We start from the raw sequence: 22,737 nt of genomic DNA, 5'->3' as shown, positions 1-22,737 counted from the left end.
TGCAACTGGTTGCCAACTCCACAATGATGCTGGCTCTATTATATGACCCGATACGCTTACACTTTATTGCAAAAACTTATCATACATCACAGTTATGCTACAAATGCTGTGATAGTGCAACTCGATCTGTTGCCAATGACAGTGCAATTAAGTGATGTCGCCCGTAATATTTTTGTAAGTCTCCTACTCATGACGTAGAATTAGCGCCCTTTAATCCGCTACGTAGCAATACATTCAGTTGCCATTGCTACCGCTAGCGATTATGTCAAACCACACTGTATTTAACGTACTTATTAGTACGATTAGATTTAGCAAGCGAGTTTTCAGAGAGAGCCGAGTCAATGAGAGTAATTTTAGCCCCTATGGAAGGTGTGGCAGATGCACCTATGCGCGCATTACTTACTGCTGTGGGCGGCTATGACATGGTAATAAGCGAGTTTATTCGCGTTGTCGATCAGTTGCTGCCTGAAAAAGTGTTCTATCGCCTGTGCGCCGAATTAAAATACCAATGTCACACCAAATCCGGTACGCCTGTTAGGCTACAACTGTTAGGGCAACATCCTGATTGGATGGCTGAAAATGCGCTTAGGGCCATTGAACTGGGCTCTCGTGGTGTCGATATTAACTATGGCTGCCCTGCGCCTATGGTTAACCGCAGCAATGGCGGCGCCGCGCTCTTAAAAGAGCCCGAAACCATTTATCAGGTGACGAAAGCGGTGCGAGACGCAGTGCCGATAGATAAACCGGTTTCGGCTAAAATTCGACTCGGGTGGGATGATAAAAGCCGCTGTATTGAAATTGCTCAGGCCATTGAAGCTGCAGGCGCCAGTGAACTCACTGTACACGCTCGCACTAAAGAGGAGGCATACCGACCTCCTGCCCATTGGCACTATATTCAAAAAATCAAACAAGTGACTACCCTGCCCATTATCGCCAATGGCGAAATTTGGAGCCGTGAAGATTACCTCAATTGCCGCGAGGCCAGTGGTTGTGATGATGTGATGCTTGGCCGCGGAGCATTGACTGTGCCCAATCTGGCCCATGTGGTTAAAGGCAACCAATTACCAATGACATGGCCCGAGGTAAAAGCGCTACTGATCCAATATTCAGAATTTGAAATTGTCAGCGAAAAAGAGAAATACTATCCCGCTCGAATAAAACAGTGGCTGAGATTTATTGCGCGCCATTATGTAGAAGGTGAAGCCCTATTTTTACAGGTTAGAGTGCTAAAAAATACCGCTGAAATTCTAACGCTACTGCGCAGCAGCTAGTTTGATCCACTAACAAACTCACATTGCTCAACACAGCGCGCTCGATTAGTGTCGATATTTAACAAAATATCACTCACTTTTGATCTTCGTCATAGTCAAGTTGAGTCAGCGGTTTAGACTGGTTACCTAACACGATTAAACTAGGCAATGATTTGTGAGCAGATCCTATATCAGACATGAATTGTCAGAGCTTGAAGCTAATCTCAGGGAAGAGTTAGGCCAACTGCTAGCGCAACATCAGCTATCGATGGATAGTAAGACGCTATCGTTATCAGCATTGATCGATGCGTTAACCGCAGCAAAACTCTGTGATGACCCCTTATTTATACAACTCACCCAGCTCGATGCGGCAATATGTCAGCTCGATATTGGTCTCTACGGCTTGTGCGCCGATTGTGAAACTGATATCGAACCGCAACGCTTGACCCTCAACCCACTGGAGCAGCGCTGTCAACAGTGTGCTGCTGAGCACGCCCACCAGCATCGTCACGAGCTCCGGCTAACTCACTAATAAATTAGCGTTAACCTAGCGTTAACCTAGTGTTAACGCTAGTTTTTAGGCTGCTATTTTAGCTAACATCAAGCGTTATATTGGCAAAATAGATGGCGCATTTGCCTTCATGGGATGAATAGTAACTGACCAACAACTCATCGCCTTGCTGCACAATGCCCGCATAACTGGTATCACCACCCGATGGGAACGTCAAACGCTCAACCACAGTGCCTGTATCTAATTTTATTTCCACTAACGATGTCCGCACTAGGTTGTCATATAAACGCACAATGGCGTACAGCCGCTGCCGGTAGATAAAACTTACTGGTCCGCCTATGCGTTTGTCTAATATCCGCCACTGCCAATGAGTATAGGGCGCTGTTGATTGCCCTAACAAGGCACGTTCATCGGTTTGCCACAGCGGATCACGGCGTAATAAACAGTAGGCAACCCCTTGTTCATCAATGCTTAATCCCGCCTCATTGGCATATCCAGCACGACTTAAGTGACTGACTAAGGGTTGCCAATCGAGCAATGCATCCTCGGCGAGCTGTGCTTGGTAAAGCCGTACATAACCATCATGTTCATCGGCATAATAAGCAATGCCAAGTAAGCGATGGTGATGGGCAGTAATGCGCCATAACCATTCATCTTGACCGCCAACAGCCACAGGCTCAGACCAATTGCTGCCGTCATCAGAATACCAATAATAAGATTGAATGCGCGGCGAGCTTCCTTTGGCGAAGGTCGCACCGCTAAACAGATAGAGTTGCCCCTCAAAAACTACTAACTTCGCATCACGTAGATCGGCATCGCTATGGGTTAATGTTGCCACTAAGTCCCAGGTGACACCTGCATCATGTGATGCTAACACCCGAATCATGCCATCGGGCGAGACATGGGCACAGCCCTCTCTAAAGGCACAATAAAGTCGCTGCTTAAACAAGGTAAGGTCGCTAAAGGCATTATGTGCTCCCTTGTCCCAGATGTTGTTCACCCAATTTAATCGCATCGGCATAGCGCATATCCCTAATCACCTTTTATTACGCCACCATTAAGCTTGAACTGCACGATAAGTGCAACCATCTGCAACTTAAGGCAATCGCCAAATACATGTCAAAATAGTGAACGTAATATCATTACCGCCAAGCAGGTACAAAAAAGCCGTCTAAGTGTATTCACTTAGACGGCTTTTAAATCACACCTTACGCTTTATATTAACTAATTAATGCACAGTTACAAGGCACATGCTTCAGCGCTAGGCTTTACTATTTAGCTTTAAGTGCGTTGGCGAGGCGCCTTACCCGCAGTGGTCTTGTGCTTGCGCACCGCACGGCGGATCTTGGCGCTTTTCACTTTAGAGCGAGCAACACTGTGTTTATCGGTACCCATTAAAGTACGGGTCTCTTCTTCGAGTCCGGCTAATTTACGTAGGTAATTAACCTGCTCAATCGGCAATTCTACCCAACCACCACGTGGCAGTGTCTTTGGCAGCTCAATCATACCGTAACGAATACGGATCAAACGGCTAACCTGCACCTCTTGAGATTCCCACAAGCGGCGCACTTCACGGTTACGGCCTTCAGCCAGTGACACATGCCACCACTTATTCATGCCTTCGCCGCCCGCAGGCTTTACTTTATCAAAGTGAGCAGGGCCGTCTTCTAGGGTCACCCCATTACGAAGGCGCTGAATAACAGCATCAGACACTTCACCAAACGTACGTACGGCATATTCACGCTCAACTTCGTGTGACGGATGCATGAGGCGATTAGCCAATTCACCGTCAGAAGTAAACAGCAACAACCCAGAGGTGTTGATATCTAAACGACCCACTGCCACCCAGCGTGAATCACGCGTACGAGGCAAACGGTCAAATACCGTTGGACGTCCTTCGGGATCTTTACGACTGCAAATCTCACCTTCAGGCTTATGGTAAGCAATCACACGACAGACTAAATCTTCTTCAGATTTAACCGATACGCTGCGGCCATCGATACGCACTTTGGCATCAGCTTCGATACGATCGCCAAGCTTGGCAATTTCACCGTCAATACTAACTCGACCTGCAGCAATCCATGCCTCCATCTCACGACGGGAGCCATGGCCTGCACGGGCCAAGACTTTCTGCAATTTTTCACTCATTAGTAGACTCTTCTGTAGTTTTGGGCGCTGACTCTGGCGCGTCTATGTCCGTCTCAGGACGGGTCACACCAGAAAACAGCGCCGCTAATGACTCAGCATCAGATAAAGCAGGAAGATCTGCTATCGTATCTAAGCCAAAATAGGCTAAAAATTCATTTGTAGTCGCATACAGAGCGGGCCGTCCCGGCACCTCTTTATGGCCTACAATCTTTATCCAATGTCTATCGGATAAACTCTTAATAATATGGCTACCGACTGCTACGCCACGAACAAACTCAATATCGCCACGTGTCACTGGCTGACGGTAGGCTATCACCGCCAAGGTTTCTAGCGTCGCTCTTGAATAACGCGGCGCTTTTTCTTGCCATAAACGTTGTAAATAAGGACTTAAGGTTTCAATGGTTTGAAAACGATAGCCCCCAGCCACTTTAACTAATTCAACGCCGCGGCCTTGATAGTCTTGTTGCAATGCTTCGATCGCCGCCTTAATTTTAACCCGTGAAACATTAAAATTGGCCAGCACGCTTTCGCTTAAATGTTTTATCGACACCGTTTTCGCCATCACAAATAGGCTCGCCTCAATCAGCTGCTTAAGTTGTTCTGGATTGATTTGCAGTTTATTTTTCGACAATTCAATACGCCCTAACGTGAATGGTCGACAACGGCTCGGCCTGAATGACGTCAACCAATAACTCTTTGACCAGCTCCATCAGCGCCAGAAAACTCACCACCACACCACTACGCCCTTCGGCAACATCAAACAGGTGTTCAAACGGGACGTAGGACTTACCTTCTAGCATAGCCAAGATCTGGATCATGCGTTCACGGGTCGATAAGGTTTCCCGGCGAACATGATGGTGCTCCGTCGCTTCAACCCGTTTAAGCACCGCGGCAAACGCGCTGGCCAACTCGACTAACGATACCGAAGGCGGCACCATCAGCGGTTTAATATCGGCAGCTGGTAAGGCTCTGGCTTGAAAAATATCACGCTCTAAACGGGGTAACTCATCCAAGCGCTGCTGCGCCTCTTTGATCACTTCATAGGCTTTTAATTGCCTAATCAGTTGTGCGCGAGGGTCTTCCTCTTCCTCATCGGCCACATCAGGTTTAGGCAGCAAAAGCCGAGACTTAATCTCGGCTAATGTGGCCGCCATCACCAGATAATCGGCGGCTAATTCAACCCTAGCCCCTTGCAGCAGTTCAATATATTCAAGATATTGATCCGTCACAGGCGAAATGGCTAAATCGACCACATCGAGTTTCTGCTTGCGGATCAAATACAGCAGCAGGTCGAGCGGACCTTCAAACGACTCAAGAAATACTTCGAGCGCTTCGGGAGGAATAAAAAGATCGGCGGGTAAGTATTTAACCACTTCACCGCGTACCACGGCTAAAGGTAAACTTTGCTGTGTACCCTGCATCCGCTCTCCCAATATCCCTTATTTTTCAAAGGGTAAAACGATAGCCACCAGCACCATTTTAACGGTATGGCTTTTATCAAACGCGCGATTATACCGGGTTAATCCCTCAATAGACAGGGAATTAACCAAATTGACTCACATCGCCAGCCCCAACACGCAATATCTCAATCTCCCCTTCAGACAAGTCGATCACCGTGGTGGGTTTCTGTCCTAAATATCCGCCATGAATAATCACATCCACTTGATGCTCTAAAATATCGCGGATATGCTCGGGATCAGACTCGGTAAACTCTTCTCCTGGCATGATCAAACTGGTCGACATCAACGGTGCATCCAACGCTTCAAGTAAGGCCAGCGCGATAATGTTGTCGGGTACCCGAATACCTATGGTCTTCTTTTTCGGGTTTTGCAGACGCTTAGGCACCTCTTTGGTCGCCTTAAAAATAAAGGTAAACGGCCCAGGTGTGTTATTTTTAAGCACACGATAAGCTTGGTTATCGACGCGGGCGTAGGTTGCCAGCTCAGACTGGTCACGCACCATCAAGGAAAAATCATGATCGTTATCAATCTGACGAATGCGCGCAATACGCGTCATCGCCTCCTTTTCACCCAATAAACAGCCTAAGGCGTAACCAGAATCGGTGGGGTAAACTACCACTCCACCTTGCTTAATCAGTTGCGCCGCTTGGTTAATCAAACGCGTTTGTGGGTTTTCCTCATGAACATAAAAAAATTGACTCATCGGCTTTCCATCCATTTATCCATTTGCCAAACCCAGTCGACCCCCTGGGGTTGGAACATATTTTTACCCAACTCAATCCAGCTACCCGGAAAGTGGAAATCACTGCCAAGGGACGCGAATAGCTGATTGAGTTTGCTAAGGGCGATTAAATTATTGCGATCATCTAAGGTTTGCTGACCCAGCACCACTTCCATAGCATCGCCGCCGGCCGCTTTAAAGTCGCGTACTAAACGCTTTAACCATTTAGCCGACAACTTATAACCACTTGGATGCGCTAATACCGCAACGCCGCCAGCCTGATGAATAATCTCAATGGCGCTGGCCATGTCGGACCAATTATTAGGTACATAGCCAGTTTTTCCTCGGGCAAGGTATTTCTTAAATACCGACGCCTGATTGACCGCATAGCCATGTTCTGCCAGCCATCTCGCATAATGGCCACGACTTAATGCCGCACTACCCGCGAACGCTTTTGCGCCTTCGTAAGCCCCTTCTATACCGGCTTTTTCTAACCTAAGACCTATCTCTTTAGCACGGGTTTCGCGCAGGGTTCGTTGCTGACAGAGAAACCCATCAAGCGTGGCGTTTGTTCTATCGATGTTTAAGGCAACAATATGAATATCAAAGTTATTCCAACGAGTCGATATCTCGGTGCCATCCACCAATTTTAGCGGCTCAGGCTGCGCATTGTTAAAATGGTGCGCCTCATCGAGGCCCGCCGTCGTATCGTGATCAGTAATGGCCAACACCTGCACCCCTTTTTCAAGGGCACGCGCGACTAACTCTGAGGGCGTTAATTGGCCATCAGATGCGGTGGTGTGGCTGTGTAGATCGATTAAAAGCGTTTCATCTGTCATCCGCATATTCTACTCGAGTTTGCCATTAGAAACATCTAATTGGCTTAACTTATTTACACAAACATTGATGGTCAAATACCGCTGTGCCTTGGCATTAATCACTATTTTTAGAAATAGAAAAATATTCCATTGACATGACCGCCATGCTGATGCTTTTATATAGCCAACGACATAATTTAACTTTTACATGACTTTTCGAGACACAATTTTATGACACAGCAATTTAATCACATCATTTGGTGGTGGCACTTCCCAACATAGCGGGTGGTGTGAAATTCTGTGCTCATGTAAAAGAGACAAGATTGAAACAACAAGCCCGCATTAAATGCGGGCTTTTTGCATTTAAGGGTTTAATTTTATTAACGTATTTTATTAATTAATACCAATCAAATTAACGATTTGATCGGCGCAGGAGCAGACACATGGCGTTACCCTCTCTGGCAAGAGTCAACACAGTAAAGGAGCGGATCACTTACCAAGACGATCCACTCAACTTGTATCAACAACTTACCCAAAATGCGCCGCACACCATGTTGCTCGAATCAGCAGAGATAGACAGTAAAGACCACCTAAAAAGTATCGTGATGACGCACGCCGCGATGATGATACGTTGTGAAGGCTTTCGCCTGATCTTTACTGCACTCAATACTAATGGACAGTCACTGTTAGCGCCCATTAAGGCTTTTTTTAACCTCGACAATGCCGAGCTTCACGACAATCGCTTAACCCTGACGCTCAATCAAGCGCCAGCCCAGCTCGATGAAGACGCCAGACTCAAAGCCACCTCCGCTTTAGATGGCCTAAGGGCTTTGGTGCAACATATCGATTGCGGTGATGATGTAGGGTTTGAGTCGTTATTTCTAGGCGGCGTATTAGCCTATGATCTTATCGATACCGTCGAGCCACTGCCCACGGTGCCAGAGAGTGAAAATAGCTGTCCTGATTACCTGTTCTATTTAGCTGAAACCCTGATTTTGGTTGATCACCAGCAGCAAACTGCCAACTTGATAACCCATGATTTTAGCCAGCAAGTGAGCGTTCAAGCAGCGTTGGCGGCGCGTGCTGAGACCCTAAAAAGTGCCTGTCATACGCTGGACCCTATCGAGGCCTTAATCCCAATTGATGCGCCAACCCAAGTCAACATTAACGACGAAGCCTTTATCAACATAGTCAACGACTTAAAAGAACATATTATTGCTGGTGATATTTTTCAAGTGGTGCCCTCACGCAGCTTTAGCCTCCCTTGCCCGAACACATTAGGGGCATACCGCGCACTGCGCCTTACCAATCCCAGCCCTTATATGTTTTATTTTCGCGGCGACGATTTCACCTTGTTTGGCGCCTCCCCCGAAAGCGCCCTTAAATATGAGGCGGCAACCAATCAAGTGGAAATTTATCCTATTGCTGGCACACGTAAACGTGGCAAAAAAGCCAATGGTGACATCGATTTCGATCTAGACAGCCGTATCGAACTGGAGCTAAGACTGGACAAAAAAGAGCTCTCTGAACATTTGATGTTGGTGGATCTTGCCCGTAACGATATCGCACGTATTAGCCAAAGCGGCAGTCGCCAAGTGCCCGAGTTACTTAAAGTGGATCGCTACTCCCATGTGATGCATTTAGTCAGCCGCGTAACCGGCCAATTGCGCAGCGACCTCGATGCCCTACACGCTTACCAAGCCTGCATGAACATGGGCACCTTAACGGGCGCCCCTAAAGTCAGTGCGGCCCAATTGATCCGCGGCGCCGAACAAGCGAGGCGCGGCAGCTATGGCGGCGCCGTTGGCTACATCAATGGCCTAGGCGATATGGATACCTGCATAGTGATCCGCGCAGCCTTTGTTAAACAGGGAACGGCGCATATTCAAGCTGGCGCAGGGGTTGTGTTTGACTCCGATCCCCAGGCCGAAGCCGATGAAACCCGCCAAAAAGCACAAGCGGTCATTACAGCCATCAAGATGGGAGGCGGACAATGAAACTGTATCTGCTGGATAATTTCGATTCATTTACCTACAACCTGGTGGATCAATTTCGCAGCCTAGGTTGTGAAGTGATTATTTACCGTAACGATGTGGCGGCAAGCTTTATCGCCGATAAGCTGCTCAGTGAAACCGAGCCCGTGGCGTTAATCTTATCACCAGGCCCTGGTGCCCCCCATGAAGCAGGCTGCTTAATGGCGCTTATTGGCCTGCTGGCAGGCAAAGTCCCTATGCTGGGGATCTGCTTAGGCCATCAAGCTATGGTTGAACACTTTGGCGGTAAAGTTGAGCGCGCCACACAGGTGATACACGGTAAGGCCAGCCCAACCATACACTCAGGGCAAGGGATCTTCCACGGACTGCCCTCGCCGCTGCCGGTGGCCCGCTATCACAGTTTAGTCGCCACCCAAGTACCCGACTGTTTAACAGTGATCGCCACCACCGACACCATGCCGATGGCCATTACCCATAAGGATTTCAAAGCCATTGGCTTTCAATTTCACCCAGAATCAATTTTGACCACCTTAGGCAGCCAGTTGTTAACCCAAACATTGGACTATTTAACAGGTGACGAACTCGGGTTAAGTACTGATAAAGGAGCACTGTAAATGAGCGACCTACAAGCGATTATCGATAAGTTGTATTTAGGTCAGAGCGTCAGTCGCGACCAAGCTAACTTGCTCTTTAGCGCCATTATTCAAGGTGAAATGAGCGAAGCCACTATGGCTGGCATGTTGGTCGCGATGAAGATGCGTGGTGAAACCATCGATGAGATCTCCGGTGCTGCCGACGCGCTACGCGCCGCCGCCAAGGTGTTTCCGATACCCAATGCCACCACCCGCAGCCAAGGGATAGTCGACATAGTCGGCACCGGCGGCGATGGCCATAACACCATCAATATCTCCACCACCGCAGCCTTTGTGGCCGCCGCCGCTGGCGCCAAAGTGGCTAAACATGGTAATCGCAGCGTATCGAGTAAATCAGGCTCATCGGATCTACTATCGCAATTTGGTATCGACTTAACCATGGCGCCAGAGACCGCACGCGACTGCCTCGATGAGTTGGGGTTATGCTTTTTATTTGCGCCCCATTACCATGGCGGAGTACGTCATGCCGTGCCGGTGCGCCAATCATTAAAAACCCGCACCCTATTTAACCTGTTAGGTCCGCTTATCAACCCTGCTAACCCAGATTATATTGTACTGGGCGTGTATAGCCGTGAGTTAGTTGAACCTATCGCTAATGTGCTTAACACATTAGGACTCAAACGGGCCATGGTGGTGCATGGCAGTGGCTTAGATGAAGTGGCCGTGCATGGTGACACCTTAGTGTGCGAGCTCAAAGACAAGCAGATCTCCCAATATACCCTTACCCCATCGGCATTAGGGGTTGAGCAAGCGACATTAGCCGAGCTTGAAGGTGGCACCCCAGCTGAAAATGCCGCCATCACGCGCGCCATTTTACAGGGGCAAGGCAGCCAAGCACATCGCAATGCTGTGGCCGTCAATGCAGGGTGCGCGCTCTATATTTCGGGCAACAGCGACACTCCCCTCGAGGGGGTAAAGCAGGCGTTAGCCATACTCGACAGTGGCAAAGCCTTCACCTTACTTGAGCAGCTCGCCAACGCCAGCAGCCCTGCCAATTAATACGAGGAGTCATTGTGAGTAATCAAGCAGCGCCAAGCCAAAGTAACGTATTAACCCGTATTGTTGCGACCAAAGCGGCACATATTGCCGCGCTCAAGTTGCGTTTTCCAGAAGCATCACTTCAGCCCAAGCAGTCGGATCGCAGTCTATTTGCAGCATTAAAAGCGCCCAACGCAGGCTTTATCTTTGAATGCAAAAAAGCCAGTCCGTCTAAAGGGTTAATTCGCCAAGACTTTGATGTTGAAGCTATCGCCGATGTTTACGCCCATTACGCTGCGGCAATATCGGTACTGACCGATGAGCAGTTTTTTCAAGGGGATATGGATTATATCCCTAAGGTGCGGGCGCGCGTTGCACAACCGATTTTGTGTAAAGACTTTTTTGTCGACACTTATCAAATCAAACTGGCGGCGCATCAAGGTGCCGATGCAATTTTGCTGATGTTATCTGTACTCGATGATGCGCAGTATCGTACTCTGGCTCAGCAAGCGCAGGTCTATCAGCTTGATATCCTGACAGAGGTGAGCAATGAAGCCGAGCTGCAGCGAGCCATCGCGCTCGATGCCGCCATTATTGGCATAAACAATCGCAATCTTCGCGATCTATCCACCGATTTAGCCACCACAGAGGCGCTCGCTCCCGCCATACCGCAAGATCGGGTGATCATCAGTGAGTCAGGCATTTACCAGCATGCTCAGGTACGCCGCTTGAGCCCGTTAGTCGATGGTTTTTTGGTGGGCAGCTCCTTGATGGCCGAGGACGATTTAGATATCGCGTGCCGCGCGTTGACACTAGGACACAACAAGGTGTGTGGGTTGACACGTGATGCTGATATACAAGCTGCAACCGACGTCGGCGCCGTCTACGGCGGGCTGATTTTTGCCCCCAAATCTCCCCGTTATATCAGCCCAGCGCGCGCACTTGAGCTAGTACAGCGCCAACGCGGCAGAGGTAAAGCGCTGCGATTTGTCGGGGTTTTTGTCAATGAGGCCACTGAGGTTATTGCCGCGATTGCGGCCTCGCTTAACCTGTTTGCGGTGCAATTACATGGCAAGGAAACCGCCGAAGATATCGCTACGCTGCAACAGGCACTCAAGGCTCTCGATTGCAACGCGCAGATATGGAAAGCGCTCCCCATTAGCGTCGATAGCGGCACAGCAAACCTTAACATCGAAGTGCCCCCCAAAATCGATCGACTACTGTATGACAGCCAACGGCTTAACAAACAAGTCGATAACGCTGGCCAATTTGGCGGCACCGGGCGGTGTTTTAATTGGCAGTTGGCCCTGCCCCATAAAGCACAGGCCATGTTAGCTGGCGGGCTCAATGACCAAAACGCTGCACAAGCGGCAACACAAGGATTTTTCGGTTTGGACTTTAACTCCGGCCTTGAGAGCGCGCCTGGGCTAAAAGATAGCCATAAACTGAACGCTGCCTTTAAGGCGTTACGCCAATATTAAGCAGATTGACCATACACTTATTGATATTTCGCCCAGCACTCACTCTGGGCAACACATTAGGACACGATTATGACTAAGCTTGACCCTTACTTTGGCGAATATGGCGGTATGTATGTACCACAAATATTGATGCCAGCATTGAAGCAACTGGAGTCGGCCTTTGTCGATGCGCAGCAAGATGAAGCCTTTCAAGCCGAATTTAACGACCTGCTGAAAAACTATGCCGGGCGTCCTACCGCCTTAACCTTAACCCGTAATTTAAGTCCCAACCCTTTAGTCAAAATCTACCTAAAGCGTGAAGATTTACTCCATGGCGGTGCCCACAAAACAAACCAAGTGTTAGGTCAAGCTTTACTGGCTAAACGCATGGGCAAAAAAGAGATCATCGCCGAGACGGGCGCAGGCCAACACGGCGTCGCGACCGCGCTGGCTTGTGCCCTGCTGGGGTTAAAATGCAAGGTGTATATGGGTGCCAAAGATGTCGAACGTCAATCACCGAACGTGTTTCGGATGAAACTGATGGGCGCCGAAGTCATTCCGGTGACGTCAGGCTCTAGCACCTTAAAAGATGCCTGTAACGAAGCCATGCGTGACTGGTCTGGCAGCTATGACAAAGCCCACTACCTATTAGGCACAGCGGCAGGGCCGCACCCGTTCCCAACCATAGTGCGTGAGTTTCAGCGGATGATCGGCGCCGAAACCAAAAAACAGATCCTCGAGCGCGAAGGACGCCTACCCGATGCCGTCATTGCCTGCGTCGGCGGCGGGTCAAACGCTATTGGGATGTTCGCCGACTTTATCGATGAACCCTCGGTGCAGCTTATCGGTGTCGAGCCTGCGGGCTTAGGCATAGACACGCCGATGCACGGCGCGCCGCTTAAACACGGGAAAACCGGCATTTTCTTTGGCATGAAAGCGCCATTGATGCAGGATAAAGAGGGCCAAATTGAGGAGTCTTACTCTATCTCGGCAGGCCTGGATTTCCCCTCGGTGGGACCACAACACGCCCATTTGGCGGCAACTGGGCGAGCCACCTATGAGTCTGCTACCGATGATGAAGCCTTAGAAGCGTTTCAACAATTAGCGCGTTGTGAGGGCATTATTCCGGCGTTGGAGTCGGCTCATGCACTCGCTTACGCCGTTAAATTGGCCAAACAAGCCACCAAAGAGACCCTGCTCGTGGTTAACCTGTCGGGGCGAGGTGATAAAGATATCTTCACCGTCGCCGACATTCTCGAACAACAAGTTAAGTCAGCACCACAGGAGAGCGGCAATGAGTAACCGTTATGACGCCACGTTTAGCGCCCTTAAGGCCAACAATCAGGGCGCTTTTGTCCCCTTCGTCACCTTGGGTGATCCAAGCCCTGAATTGTCGCTACAGATAATCGACACCTTGGTCGATAATGGCGCCGATGCCTTAGAGCTAGGGTTCCCGTTTTCCGATCCGCTCGCCGATGGCCCCGTGATCCAAGGTGCAAACCTGCGCTCACTGGCAAGTGGCACGACCGCAAGCCACTGCTTTGAGATGTTAAGCCAGATCCGAAACAAGTATCCCGATTTACCCATCGGCCTGTTGCTGTACGCTAACTTAGTCTATAGCAATGGCATCGATACTTTTTATGCCAAAGCCAAGGCCGCTGGTGTCGATTCGGTATTAATTGCCGATGTACCGGTCGAGGAAGCCAAACCCTTTATCGCGGCGGCAACGCACCATGGCATAGCGCCCATTTTTATTGCGCCGCCTAACGCCGATAGCGACACACTGCAACAGGTGAGCGAGCATGGCAAGGGTTATACCTATTTGTTGTCTCGTGCGGGCGTGACGGGCACCGAGTCAAAAGCCGGCATGCCTATCGCCGATATATTAGCCCGCTTAAAGGCCTTTAACGGCGCGCCGCCTCTGCTGGGATTTGGTATTGCCGAGCCTGCGCAGGTGCGCGAGGCCATTATTGCCGGTGCTGTTGGGGCGATTTCTGGCTCAGCCGTGGTTAAGATCATCGTCGAGCATCAAGAAGATCCTGCAAGGTTACTGGCCACATTAGCCGAATTTACCCGAAATATGAAAGCCGCCACCTTAATGTAACCAAGCTGAATGTAACCAAGCCTAATCGACATAAACTATCAAAGTATGACTCAACAAAAAAGCGCCTGATAACAGGCGCTTTTTTTATCAAGGTAATGATGTTTGATACTGACTTAATTGAGCGTCAATCAAGCGCACACGCCATGCTTTAAGCTTGGGTTTTTACCGCCTCTAGCTTAGCTTTATGATCTAACTCGAAGCTAGGCAAGCTGGTTGCACCTTGCTTAAGATAATGATCCATCCAACGCATCAAACGCAGATGATAATCATACTGGGCAGCCGCTTTACGGTTACCATGACCTTCGCCAGGGTAATAGACCAAACGTACCGCTTTACCTTGCACTTTCATGTAGCGATACAGCTCCATCGACTGCGCCGGATGCACTCGAGGATCCTCTTTACCGTGCATGATTAGCAGCGGCGTTTTAGACTGACCCGCCCAGTAAATGGGGCTGCGCTCTAAATACCATTGCCATTTTTCCCATGGGTATGAGCGTGCATGCACTAGATGCATCTCGTTGGAGATATCTGTGGTACCAAACTTTGACAGTTGATTGCTCACGCCAACAAACATCACACTGGCAGCAAAATGCTCAGTTAACTTAGTCGCCGCCCACGCAGAGGCGTAACCGCCGTAGGAGCCGCCGGTGATACCGACTCTTTTGGCATCCACCAGCCCCATATCCACAAGGTGGTCTTTAAAGCTGACTAAATCGTCAAACTCCTTGCCAGCATAATCGTTTTGCCCAAGCTTGGAGTAATCAACCCCCTTGCCTGTACTACCACGGTAATTGGGGTAAAACACCGCGTAGCCTTGCGCCGCTGCCAGCTGCCCTGGACGCGAGTAGTTGGTTAACCAACCGTCCTTATCATGGCTCTCTGGCCCCCCATGTACTGACATGATTAAGGGGTAACGCTGGCCCTTTTTATAATCCAGTGGGTAGATGAGTATGCCGCCAATCTCGACGCCATCACTGGTGTTAAATGAAATGGATTCTTGCTTGGCAAAACGTTTGTTGTCTAGCCAAGGATTAGAATTGCTCAAACGAGTAGCGCTAGATGCACGGCTACTGAGTTGATAGACCTCATTAGGGTGTTTAGCGGTATTGGCACGCATCACCAAGGTGTTGTCTGAGTCTGATAAACTCAATTGTGAGGCGATGAGTTGCCCAGGTTTGACCACGGTGCGGTAATCGCTGCTACCCGGTTTGAGTAAACCAACTAAAGAGTCAGTATTGATATTGCTGATAAAATACAGCTCGTTACTCTTGTTCTTCCACTCAAAATCACTTACATGACCCAAGTGGTTAGGTAACCATGAACTTATCTTGCCTGTTTTCGTCTCGGCCAGATAGAGTCGCCCAGTAGCTGGATCGTGCTTATCTTGCGCCCCAAGGATCGCCACATATTGGCCATCATAGGAAAACTCTGCCGCACCTAATTTACCTTCGGTGATAAACGAGGTCATGACCTGTTGCTTGTTGGCATCGACAAGATGCCATTGGGACTTCATGTATTGATCGTCAATTAAAGCACTAGGCTGAGTCTTAACCAATAACTGGCTGTCATCTGCCGACCACTGCACCGCCGACACCACACCATCGATTTGCCACGCAACAGGGGTTAACGGCTCATCATTAACGGCCAGTTCAAGCACAAATAGCTGCTTATTGGTTAAGTCTTCTTCATAGACTTCGGCCATAAAGCCGAGTTTTTTCAACTCATCGACACTGCTATCTTTAGCCGGGTTGGCAATTAAGGCGACCTGCTTACCGTTATGACTTAAAGCATAGTCGGCGACATCGGTCCCTTTAAGCGCCAAGGTCTTAACCGCTTGCCCGCCATTAAAAGGGATTCGATACAGGGCGGTGTGTTTATCTTCGCCCATCTTAGCTAAGAAATAGACTAACGACCCGTCGGCAGACCACTTGATATTATTAATGGTCACCTGCCCGGTAATATATGGGCGTTCAACCCCCTTACCATCGACCAAGTACAGTTCGGCCCAGTGGGCACCGTTTTCTTCTTTGTATAACTGCCGAGGCACATAGCGTGTAAACGCGACATTATCGCCCGATGGACTCACTTGTACCTGTGCTACCTGTTGTAGGCCTATGACCTCTTCGGCTGTCAGCAAGTCGGCGCTGCTACTAAAACTGAAAATGCCTAACGATAACGCTATTGCCTGCTTAACAGTATTTAACTGCTTAATCATCAATATCACTCCAATTTGTTCATTTTATTGTTTTTCTCTTGATCTGCTCTGCCATTATAGGTTTTTGTTAACAAAACAAAAGCACCTAAGAGACATTATTCCCCCCTGGTGAAGACTATAATGCAACAGATGTGAACGATTGCCTGCACTTTTATGCTTTAAAATAAAGCCGCGACTCACCATCGAAGCGATTGTCGATAAGTGATCGATTGAGATCAGGCTGACGTAATACCATGACCACTAGGTCTCGGGAGTTAGACATGACGCAAGATGAACTGATTGAACTATTTAAAGCAAACCACCTTTCACCCACCATCATAAACACCGCCGATGCCACCCGTTATCTTGTTGGCGGTGAAGATCACCAAGGTAATTTTTATCAGTTAACCCAAGACGATCTCAGCCCTATGCCCTGTCACTCTCTGGAGCAAGCCAAAGTACAACTGAAACAGATGGGCGTGTGTAAAGCTACCTTCGAGCTCTATACCGCCTACGATGAGATGATTGGCGTTGCCCCTCAGTTCGATAACAAAACCAGTATTGAGTTATCGTTTTAATCCAATACTGAGGTTAAATGGAAGCCTAATGAATAACATAATTAATCTGACCCAAGCACTACGCGTCTATGGGCTAGTGATCGATAAAGGCACTAAAGTCCAAGACTCAAAGAGCGCCCCCGAGCAACAACTTAGCACCGAGGGTAACGGCGGCTATTACTATCAAGATATGCTGGCATGGAGCGATTATGACGGCTACACCGCCTACCTGAAATATAATCAGGTAACTCTCACGCTGTTGTTTCATGGTAAATATATGCTCGACTACCCAAGCGACGCCAAGTTAGCGGCATTTATTAAGAAACTGAATAAACTGGCTAATTAAGCCAAATAAGGAACGTGATGCAACGTTTTACCAACAGCTTTCAAGGCGTGATTTTTGATTTAGATGGCACGTTAGTCAGCTCTAACTTGAATTTTAGCGCATTACGCCAGGCGATTAAGTGCCCAAGCGATCATGATATTTTGCACTTTATTGCAACGCTACCTGCAGAACAAGCCGCTCACGCCCACAAGATTATTGAACAAGCGGAGCAGCTTGATGCACAGCAAGCACGGCTGCTCAATGGCACCGATGCCTTTTTGGATTTCCTGTTAATGCAGCAGATCCCTATGGCAATTGTTACCCGCAACAGTAAAGCCGCGGCGATGCAAAAAATAATGCAAAACAACCTTCCCATTGACTTCGTTATTAGTCGCGAAGATGGCCCGGCCAAACCTGATCCTGCCAGCCTTACACATGTGGCTAAAGTGTGGGGGTTAACGGCGAATAAAATTGCCTTTGTCGGGGATCATCATTATGACGTCGATGCGGCTAATCGCGCCGGTATGCAATCGGTGTTGTTAACCTTTGATGAACACAAATCCTATCAACACCAGGCACGTTTTGTGTATCGCGATTTACACCAACTATTACAAGCAATGCCGTTGATTTCGCTCTGCGCGTAAACCACTCAGGTAATATCCGCACTCTATGAGTGAATGCCATCTCAACCTCATTGATAACCAACAGGAGTGACTCATGGAGCGAACTAATTGGTGTTGCCTTCATCAATTGATGCCTCAGCGGTTCAACCCGTTAGGCGCACAACCATTATCGCAAGTAATATTAATAAGGAGATTACTGAGATTATTAGCACCACGAAGTAGGCTAAACCTAGGCGTTGCCTCAGCGATGCTGCTAACATCACTTACCGCCTCAACAACCAACGCAGAGACTCACATGGACAATATCGATCTACTAAACCTTGATGGCACGCCTCAACAGCAGTGGAACATAGTCAATGACGGCGTGATGGGTGGGCGCTCAAACAGCCGTATACATAATAATGGCAACAGCTTACTGTTTTCTGGCACAGTTTCACTGGAAAACAATGGCGGTTTTGCCTCTATCAGCCAGCCGTTAACCCCATGGCAACAGAGGCTCAAAGAGCCCAAATACGATCCACTTATGGCACAAAAAATAACCGCAAGCCGCATTACCATTACGGCAAATGGCGATGGTAAACGCTACCAACTGCGAATAAAAACCGGTAAAGGCATCGCACAAACCACTTATAAAACCGGTTTTACCCCCCTAAATGGGGCGCCGCAGCAATGGCAATTTTCCCCGCAGCAGTTTATCGAAACCTTTCGTGGCCGCGACTACCCTACGCGCCCCAAACCCGACTTTAATCAGCTAAGTGCGGTGGGGATCTTAATCAGTGATAAGCAAGCAGGGAGTTTTCAACTCGAACTGCATTCACTAGAGCTGCTGCTTGAATAACCGCCATTACCGCTCACATAACAAGTCAGTGATCTACATTTAACAACCCGCTGGCTTGCTCAATGTTTGGCAAGGCTCGCATTAATTTAAATTCATCGCCAATTACCCGCTTCTACCCATTGGATAGCTTTTTCACCCAAAGCAGGCATGCTACACTGCGGCCAATCTGTTTATTGACTCATTGAAACCAAACTTATGAAACAACTGCTCGACTTTTTGCCGTTAGTGATCTTCTTCGCAGTGTATAAATTTTTCGATATCTATATCGCCAGTGGTGCCCTAATCGCAGCTACAGCGTTACAGCTGATCATCACCTACCTGATGTACAAAAAAATTGAAAAAATGCACCTTATCACCTTCGCCATGGTTAGCTTTTTCGGCACCTTGACCTTAGTGTTTCATGATGATGCCTTTATTAAATGGAAAGTGACCGTAGTGTATGCACTCTTTGCACTCGCCTTAGCCATCAGTCAATTTATTAATAAGCCCATTTTAAAGGGCATGTTAGGCAAAGAGTTAATTGTCGCCGATAAAATATGGGCCCATGTTACTTGGTATTGGGTGTTGTTTTTTGTGGGCTGTGCTCTGCTTAACATCTATGTCGCCTTTAACCTGCCTCAAGAGACATGGGTTAACTTTAAAGTGTTTGGCCTAACGGCCCTAACGCTGCTTAACACTGTCGTTACTGTAGTGTACCTTTACAAAAACATGCCCGAAGAACATAAAAAGGAACTCAAATAATGTGGTATATGATCTCATCTCAAGACATTGAAAACAGTTTAGAAAAACGCTTATCAGTACGCCCAGCACATGTGGCGCGCCTGCAAGAGTTATCCGATGAAGGTCGGCTAATGCTAGCAGGTCCCCATCCTGCTATCGATAATGAAAATCCTGGCGAAGCCGGCTTTACAGGCTCACTGGTAGTGGCTGAATTTGATTCACTGGAAGCCGCGCAAGCGTGGGCAGATCAAGACCCATACGTTGCCGCTGGAGTCTATGCCAAGGTGATAGTCAAACCGTTTAAACGCGTATTGCCATAGAGTTGACAGGATTGAACACATTGAAAATCGTATCATTTAACATCAATGGCCTCAGAGCTAGACTACACCAACTTCAGGCCCTTATTGATACGCATGCCCCCGATATTATCGGCTTGCAAGAGACTAAGGTTCATGATGAAGCGTTTCCGCTCGCTGACGTCGAGGCCATGGGTTATAAGGTGCACTACCACGGTGGTAAAGCCCACTATGGGGTAGCTATGCTGTCTAAGCGTGAGCCGCTCAGTGTACAAAAAGGCTTTCCTACCGACGAGGACGATGCTCAGCGCCGCATGATCATCGCCACCTTTAACCAAGACAATGGTAGACCGTTAACCGTGATAAATGGTTATTTCCCACAGGGTGAGAACATCAGCCATGAAACGAAATACCCAGCTAAACGTAAATTTTATCAAGATTTAATGCACTATCTCAATACCCATTGTCATCCAGGAGATGATATCGCCATCATAGGTGATATCAATATTTCTCCCATCGATTTGGATATTGGTATTGGCGAAGTAAACGCTAAACGTTGGTTAAAAACCGGTAAATGCAGTTTTCAGCCAGAAGAGCGTCAATGGCTCAGCACGCTACTCGACTGGGGCTTGGTCGATACTTTCCGTCAATTACACCCCACTCGCAGTGAGCGCTACTCATGGTTTGATTATCGCAGTAAGGGGTTCGATGATAACCGCGGTCTGCGTATCGACGTGATTTTAGCCACACCGTCACTGGCTGAGCGCTTAATTGAATCTGATGTCGACTATAACCTACGCGGTATCGAAAAGCCGTCGGATCATGCGCCGATCTGGAGCACCTTTAAATAAGCTGGCTTAAATCACAGATGAGATAAGCTGGGATAAATGCGCCGTGGATGTGGATGCTATCTCAAGCTCATTTGTGCTAACAGGGTGTGTTGACATACGCCAATACCAGACGCTTGCTTGTGAGATGCCACGTGGCTAGCTGTTAGAGCAAGTTAAAGGGAATTAAAGGCATAACGGGCTGTTTAGCCAATGAGTGATTAGGCACAGCACCAGTAAAGAATGCCCCATTAAAAAGGTTCAATATCGTCTTAAAAAGACGTTATTGAACCTTTTTTAATACTTTTTATGCTGTACGTGACGGAGCACGGCCTAATTAGCGGCATTAACTCAAACGATATTGGCTTAAAATCCCCTCAAGTTCAGTTGATGACTGCTTAAGTGAAGTGGCCAGAACCACTGAGCGTTCGGCGGTCTCTTTAATGGTTTGTGACTGCTGGCGAATATCATTTAACTGGCCGCCAATATCACGGGCCGACACACTTTGCTGCTCGGCAGATGCCGCAATTTGTGAGTTCATATCAAAAACATGGTCGATTGAGTCAGCCATATTATCAATATCTGCACCTACCGTTTCGATGGCTCCTCGACCAAGTTCAGCCTGCTCAACTATCTCATGGGTAATGCTGGCTAACTGACCAGAGCCCGTTTGCAGCCCCTCAATCATAGATTGGATCTCAACCGTCGCCTGCTGAGTTCGGCCGGCTAAGGTTCTCACCTCATCTGCTACTACAGCAAAACCTCGACCTTGCTCACCCGCACGCGCCGCCTCAATAGCTGCATTCAATGCTAATAAGTTGGTCTGCTCTGAAATACCATTAATGGTGGTGACGACAGCGCCAATCTCGGTGGCATTGGTCGACAGTGCATCTACCGCGCTCGACGCTGAAGCGATCTGTTGAGTAAGCTGGCCGATACGCGCCATCGCCTCACTGATGCGTAATTTGCTATCGGCCGCCGCATCGGCATTTTGTTTAGTATGATCTGAGGCATTGGCCGCATTATGCGACACTTCACCGATGGCGGCAGTCATTTGGTCCATCGCCACCGCAACGGTGTCCAGAAACTGATGTTGGAACTTAGCCAACTCCTCATTTTGCTGCGCCTGTTGATTAAATTCATCGGCGGCATTGGCCAGTGTGGCCGCATTATTACCAATAGCAGTGACCATTTCACTCATATTGTCGGCACTACGATCGATTTCCCGGGCAATCATACTAAAATCATCGGTACCAAAAAAGTTAAGTCTAAATGATAGATCGCCATCGGCTAAACGCTTAATGGCAGCGTACATGTCCCACAAGCCAGCCCCAAGTGATGTTGAGATCCAGTAACTCAGTTGATACAAAGGATATAAGCCAATCAACGCCAAGCAAAACATCCACCAGCCATCGCCCTTAACCTCTTGCTCCCACTGGGCCACATTGGTGTTAGCCTGTAAAAATTGACCAGCAATGGGGGCGCTTACGGTCACATTATCACCCTGACGCGTATTGACAGCCCGACTGGCTAAACTCAGCCCATGCTGCGTGGCAAACTGAGTCAGTGCAGAGCCAGTGAGCTGTTGTGATTTAGCTATATTGGCATAAGCATCAAGACTGGCCTGCGCCCGTGCAGCAGAGCTGCTGTAGGCGTATTGGGTGAGTTGATTGAGATTAAGTAAGGCTATCGTTAAGGTAATGACGCTGACCATAGCGCACACCACCCAAAATTTGCCATTGAGACTTAACTTGATCATTAACGCATCTATCTTTCTAAATTCGCTTGCTTTCATGGGAGCCCACTTATTTTATACGACGAGATGCACCACGAGCAGTTTCACCGACTAACGTTACCCGCATTCACACCACAATGGCTTGACTGATGTCTAAGACATCTATCGGCCAGTGAGTGCTTTACTGTATGGGTATCGGTAGAAAATGTAACATCACGATGGATTGAGCTTAAAAAATACTCCTGCCGAACCAGCTTTACTTGTGAGACTTAACGCCATGCACAACAAGATGTTAGCAGTTGCAGATAATCACGGACTCAAAAAATGTGATGCTAAACGGCTGTGCACACCTAAAATCAAGGGAGGTAAGTTGGCGGCGATATTAACACCTATAACAAAAGTGATGCAACACTCCAGAGACGATCAACAAGGAGTAGCGGTTTTAGTGACAAATCTTTAGACAACAACACCAAAAGCACTTGGGCACAGCACGCTGATGTGCCCAAGTAACACTGAAATAACCCG

Annotated in this window: 23 protein-coding genes; 15 read left to right on the top strand and 8 right to left on the bottom strand. The window is 48.3% G+C overall.

Annotation, left to right across the window (positions count from 1 at the left end; genetic code table 11):
- Nucleotides 1-341: 341 nt before the first annotated feature.
- Both dusC and AC5YBZ_RS07960 read left to right on the top strand, forming a co-directional pair.
- The gene (dusC, locus tag AC5YBZ_RS07965) at nucleotides 342-1,271 is read left to right on the top strand and encodes a tRNA dihydrouridine(16) synthase DusC (protein ID WP_494543660.1); all 930 of its coding nucleotides are present in this window, start codon (nucleotides 342-344) and stop codon (nucleotides 1,269-1,271) included.
- A 154-nt stretch (nucleotides 1,272-1,425) separates the two neighbouring features.
- Entirely contained in the window at nucleotides 1,426-1,782 is a 357-nt protein-coding gene (locus AC5YBZ_RS07960) for a TraR/DksA C4-type zinc finger protein (protein WP_494519274.1), read from the top strand.
- A gap of 58 nt (nucleotides 1,783-1,840) precedes the next feature.
- Here AC5YBZ_RS07960 and AC5YBZ_RS07955 read toward each other — a convergent pair whose 3' ends face one another.
- The 6 genes from AC5YBZ_RS07955 to rnm all read right to left on the bottom strand — a co-directional run bounded on the left by AC5YBZ_RS07955 (nucleotide 1,841) and on the right by rnm (nucleotide 6,929).
- Complete coding sequence (locus AC5YBZ_RS07955; RefSeq protein ID WP_494543659.1) at nucleotides 1,841-2,782, bottom strand: sialidase family protein; 942 nt, start codon at nucleotides 2,780-2,782, stop codon at nucleotides 1,841-1,843.
- Between the two features lie 260 nt (nucleotides 2,783-3,042).
- A complete protein-coding gene (gene rluB, locus AC5YBZ_RS07950) occupies nucleotides 3,043-3,909 on the bottom strand; it encodes a 23S rRNA pseudouridine(2605) synthase RluB (RefSeq protein WP_494519276.1) in 867 nt (288 codons plus the stop codon).
- A complete protein-coding gene (scpB, locus tag AC5YBZ_RS07945) occupies nucleotides 3,902-4,525 on the bottom strand; it encodes an SMC-Scp complex subunit ScpB (protein ID WP_494521630.1) in 624 nt (207 codons plus the stop codon). The genes rluB and scpB overlap by 8 nt, the downstream gene beginning before the upstream one ends.
- Nucleotides 4,526-4,541: 16 nt before the next feature.
- On the bottom strand, nucleotides 4,542-5,330 hold the full coding sequence (locus tag AC5YBZ_RS07940; RefSeq protein WP_494519277.1) for a segregation and condensation protein A: 789 nt from the start codon (nucleotides 5,328-5,330) through the stop codon (nucleotides 4,542-4,544).
- Nucleotides 5,331-5,451: 121 nt separating this feature from the next.
- On the bottom strand, nucleotides 5,452-6,072 hold the full coding sequence (locus tag AC5YBZ_RS07935; RefSeq protein ID WP_110458066.1) for an L-threonylcarbamoyladenylate synthase: 621 nt from the start codon (nucleotides 6,070-6,072) through the stop codon (nucleotides 5,452-5,454).
- The gene (gene rnm, locus AC5YBZ_RS07930; RefSeq protein WP_494519278.1) at nucleotides 6,069-6,929 is read right to left on the bottom strand and encodes an RNase RNM; all 861 of its coding nucleotides are present in this window, start codon (nucleotides 6,927-6,929) and stop codon (nucleotides 6,069-6,071) included. The genes AC5YBZ_RS07935 and rnm overlap by 4 nt, the downstream gene beginning before the upstream one ends.
- A gap of 422 nt (nucleotides 6,930-7,351) precedes the next feature.
- On the opposite strand from rnm, the gene AC5YBZ_RS07925 reads away from it, so the two are divergent.
- From AC5YBZ_RS07925 to trpA, 6 genes are all read left to right on the top strand, one after another.
- On the top strand, nucleotides 7,352-8,905 hold the full coding sequence (locus AC5YBZ_RS07925; protein WP_494519279.1) for an anthranilate synthase component 1: 1,554 nt from the start codon (nucleotides 7,352-7,354) through the stop codon (nucleotides 8,903-8,905).
- Entirely contained in the window at nucleotides 8,902-9,516 is a 615-nt protein-coding gene (locus tag AC5YBZ_RS07920; RefSeq protein WP_494519280.1) for an aminodeoxychorismate/anthranilate synthase component II, read from the top strand. The genes AC5YBZ_RS07925 and AC5YBZ_RS07920 overlap by 4 nt, the downstream gene beginning before the upstream one ends.
- On the top strand, nucleotides 9,517-10,554 hold the full coding sequence (gene trpD, locus AC5YBZ_RS07915) for an anthranilate phosphoribosyltransferase (RefSeq protein WP_494519281.1): 1,038 nt from the start codon (nucleotides 9,517-9,519) through the stop codon (nucleotides 10,552-10,554).
- 14 nt (nucleotides 10,555-10,568) lie between these two features.
- A complete protein-coding gene (gene trpCF / locus AC5YBZ_RS07910) occupies nucleotides 10,569-12,014 on the top strand; it encodes a bifunctional indole-3-glycerol-phosphate synthase TrpC/phosphoribosylanthranilate isomerase TrpF (RefSeq protein WP_494519282.1) in 1,446 nt (481 codons plus the stop codon).
- Nucleotides 12,015-12,083: 69 nt separating this feature from the next.
- Nucleotides 12,084-13,295 carry a tryptophan synthase subunit beta gene (trpB, locus tag AC5YBZ_RS07905; RefSeq protein ID WP_475516667.1) on the top strand — a complete coding sequence of 404 codons (1,212 nt, stop codon included), beginning with the start codon at nucleotides 12,084-12,086 and terminating at the stop codon, nucleotides 13,293-13,295.
- Entirely contained in the window at nucleotides 13,288-14,097 is an 810-nt protein-coding gene (gene trpA, locus AC5YBZ_RS07900; RefSeq protein ID WP_494519283.1) for a tryptophan synthase subunit alpha, read from the top strand. Before trpB ends, trpA begins: the two co-directional genes overlap by 8 nt.
- Nucleotides 14,098-14,245: 148 nt before the next feature.
- Here the strand turns inward: trpA and AC5YBZ_RS07895 are convergent, their stop codons facing one another.
- Nucleotides 14,246-16,312: a S9 family peptidase gene (locus tag AC5YBZ_RS07895; RefSeq protein ID WP_494519284.1), complete on the bottom strand. Its 2,067-nt coding sequence runs from the start codon at nucleotides 16,310-16,312 to the stop codon at nucleotides 14,246-14,248.
- A 260-nt stretch (nucleotides 16,313-16,572) separates the two neighbouring features.
- On the opposite strand from AC5YBZ_RS07895, the gene AC5YBZ_RS07890 reads away from it, so the two are divergent.
- From AC5YBZ_RS07890 to xthA, 7 genes are all read left to right on the top strand, one after another.
- Nucleotides 16,573-16,869 (top strand): DUF6482 family protein, encoded by a 297-nt coding sequence (locus AC5YBZ_RS07890; protein WP_494519285.1) that lies wholly within the window; start codon nucleotides 16,573-16,575, stop codon nucleotides 16,867-16,869.
- Between the two features lie 28 nt (nucleotides 16,870-16,897).
- Nucleotides 16,898-17,194 carry a DUF3081 family protein gene (locus AC5YBZ_RS07885; RefSeq protein WP_494519286.1) on the top strand — a complete coding sequence of 99 codons (297 nt, stop codon included), beginning with the start codon at nucleotides 16,898-16,900 and terminating at the stop codon, nucleotides 17,192-17,194.
- A 17-nt stretch (nucleotides 17,195-17,211) separates the two neighbouring features.
- The gene (locus tag AC5YBZ_RS07880) at nucleotides 17,212-17,817 is read left to right on the top strand and encodes an HAD family hydrolase (RefSeq protein WP_494543658.1); all 606 of its coding nucleotides are present in this window, start codon (nucleotides 17,212-17,214) and stop codon (nucleotides 17,815-17,817) included.
- 226 nt (nucleotides 17,818-18,043) lie between these two features.
- Nucleotides 18,044-18,634: a CIA30 family protein gene (locus tag AC5YBZ_RS07875; RefSeq protein WP_494519288.1), complete on the top strand. Its 591-nt coding sequence runs from the start codon at nucleotides 18,044-18,046 to the stop codon at nucleotides 18,632-18,634.
- Nucleotides 18,635-18,829: 195 nt separating this feature from the next.
- Complete coding sequence (locus AC5YBZ_RS07870; RefSeq protein ID WP_494519289.1) at nucleotides 18,830-19,375, top strand: septation protein A; 546 nt, start codon at nucleotides 18,830-18,832, stop codon at nucleotides 19,373-19,375.
- Nucleotides 19,375-19,674 carry a YciI family protein gene (locus AC5YBZ_RS07865; RefSeq protein WP_494519290.1) on the top strand — a complete coding sequence of 100 codons (300 nt, stop codon included), beginning with the start codon at nucleotides 19,375-19,377 and terminating at the stop codon, nucleotides 19,672-19,674. Before AC5YBZ_RS07870 ends, AC5YBZ_RS07865 begins: the two co-directional genes overlap by 1 nt.
- 20 nt (nucleotides 19,675-19,694) lie before the next feature.
- Nucleotides 19,695-20,501 carry an exodeoxyribonuclease III gene (gene xthA, locus AC5YBZ_RS07860; protein ID WP_494519291.1) on the top strand — a complete coding sequence of 269 codons (807 nt, stop codon included), beginning with the start codon at nucleotides 19,695-19,697 and terminating at the stop codon, nucleotides 20,499-20,501.
- Between the two features lie 322 nt (nucleotides 20,502-20,823).
- On the opposite strand, the gene AC5YBZ_RS07855 is transcribed toward xthA, so the two are convergent.
- Nucleotides 20,824-22,272: a methyl-accepting chemotaxis protein gene (locus AC5YBZ_RS07855; protein ID WP_494543657.1), complete on the bottom strand. Its 1,449-nt coding sequence runs from the start codon at nucleotides 22,270-22,272 to the stop codon at nucleotides 20,824-20,826.
- Nucleotides 22,273-22,737 lie beyond the last annotated feature (465 nt).

Source organism: Shewanella sp. 553, assembly GCF_059338375.1.
The sequence above is the reverse complement of the archived record's forward strand: the minus strand, read 5'-3'. Positions and strand labels throughout refer to the sequence as shown.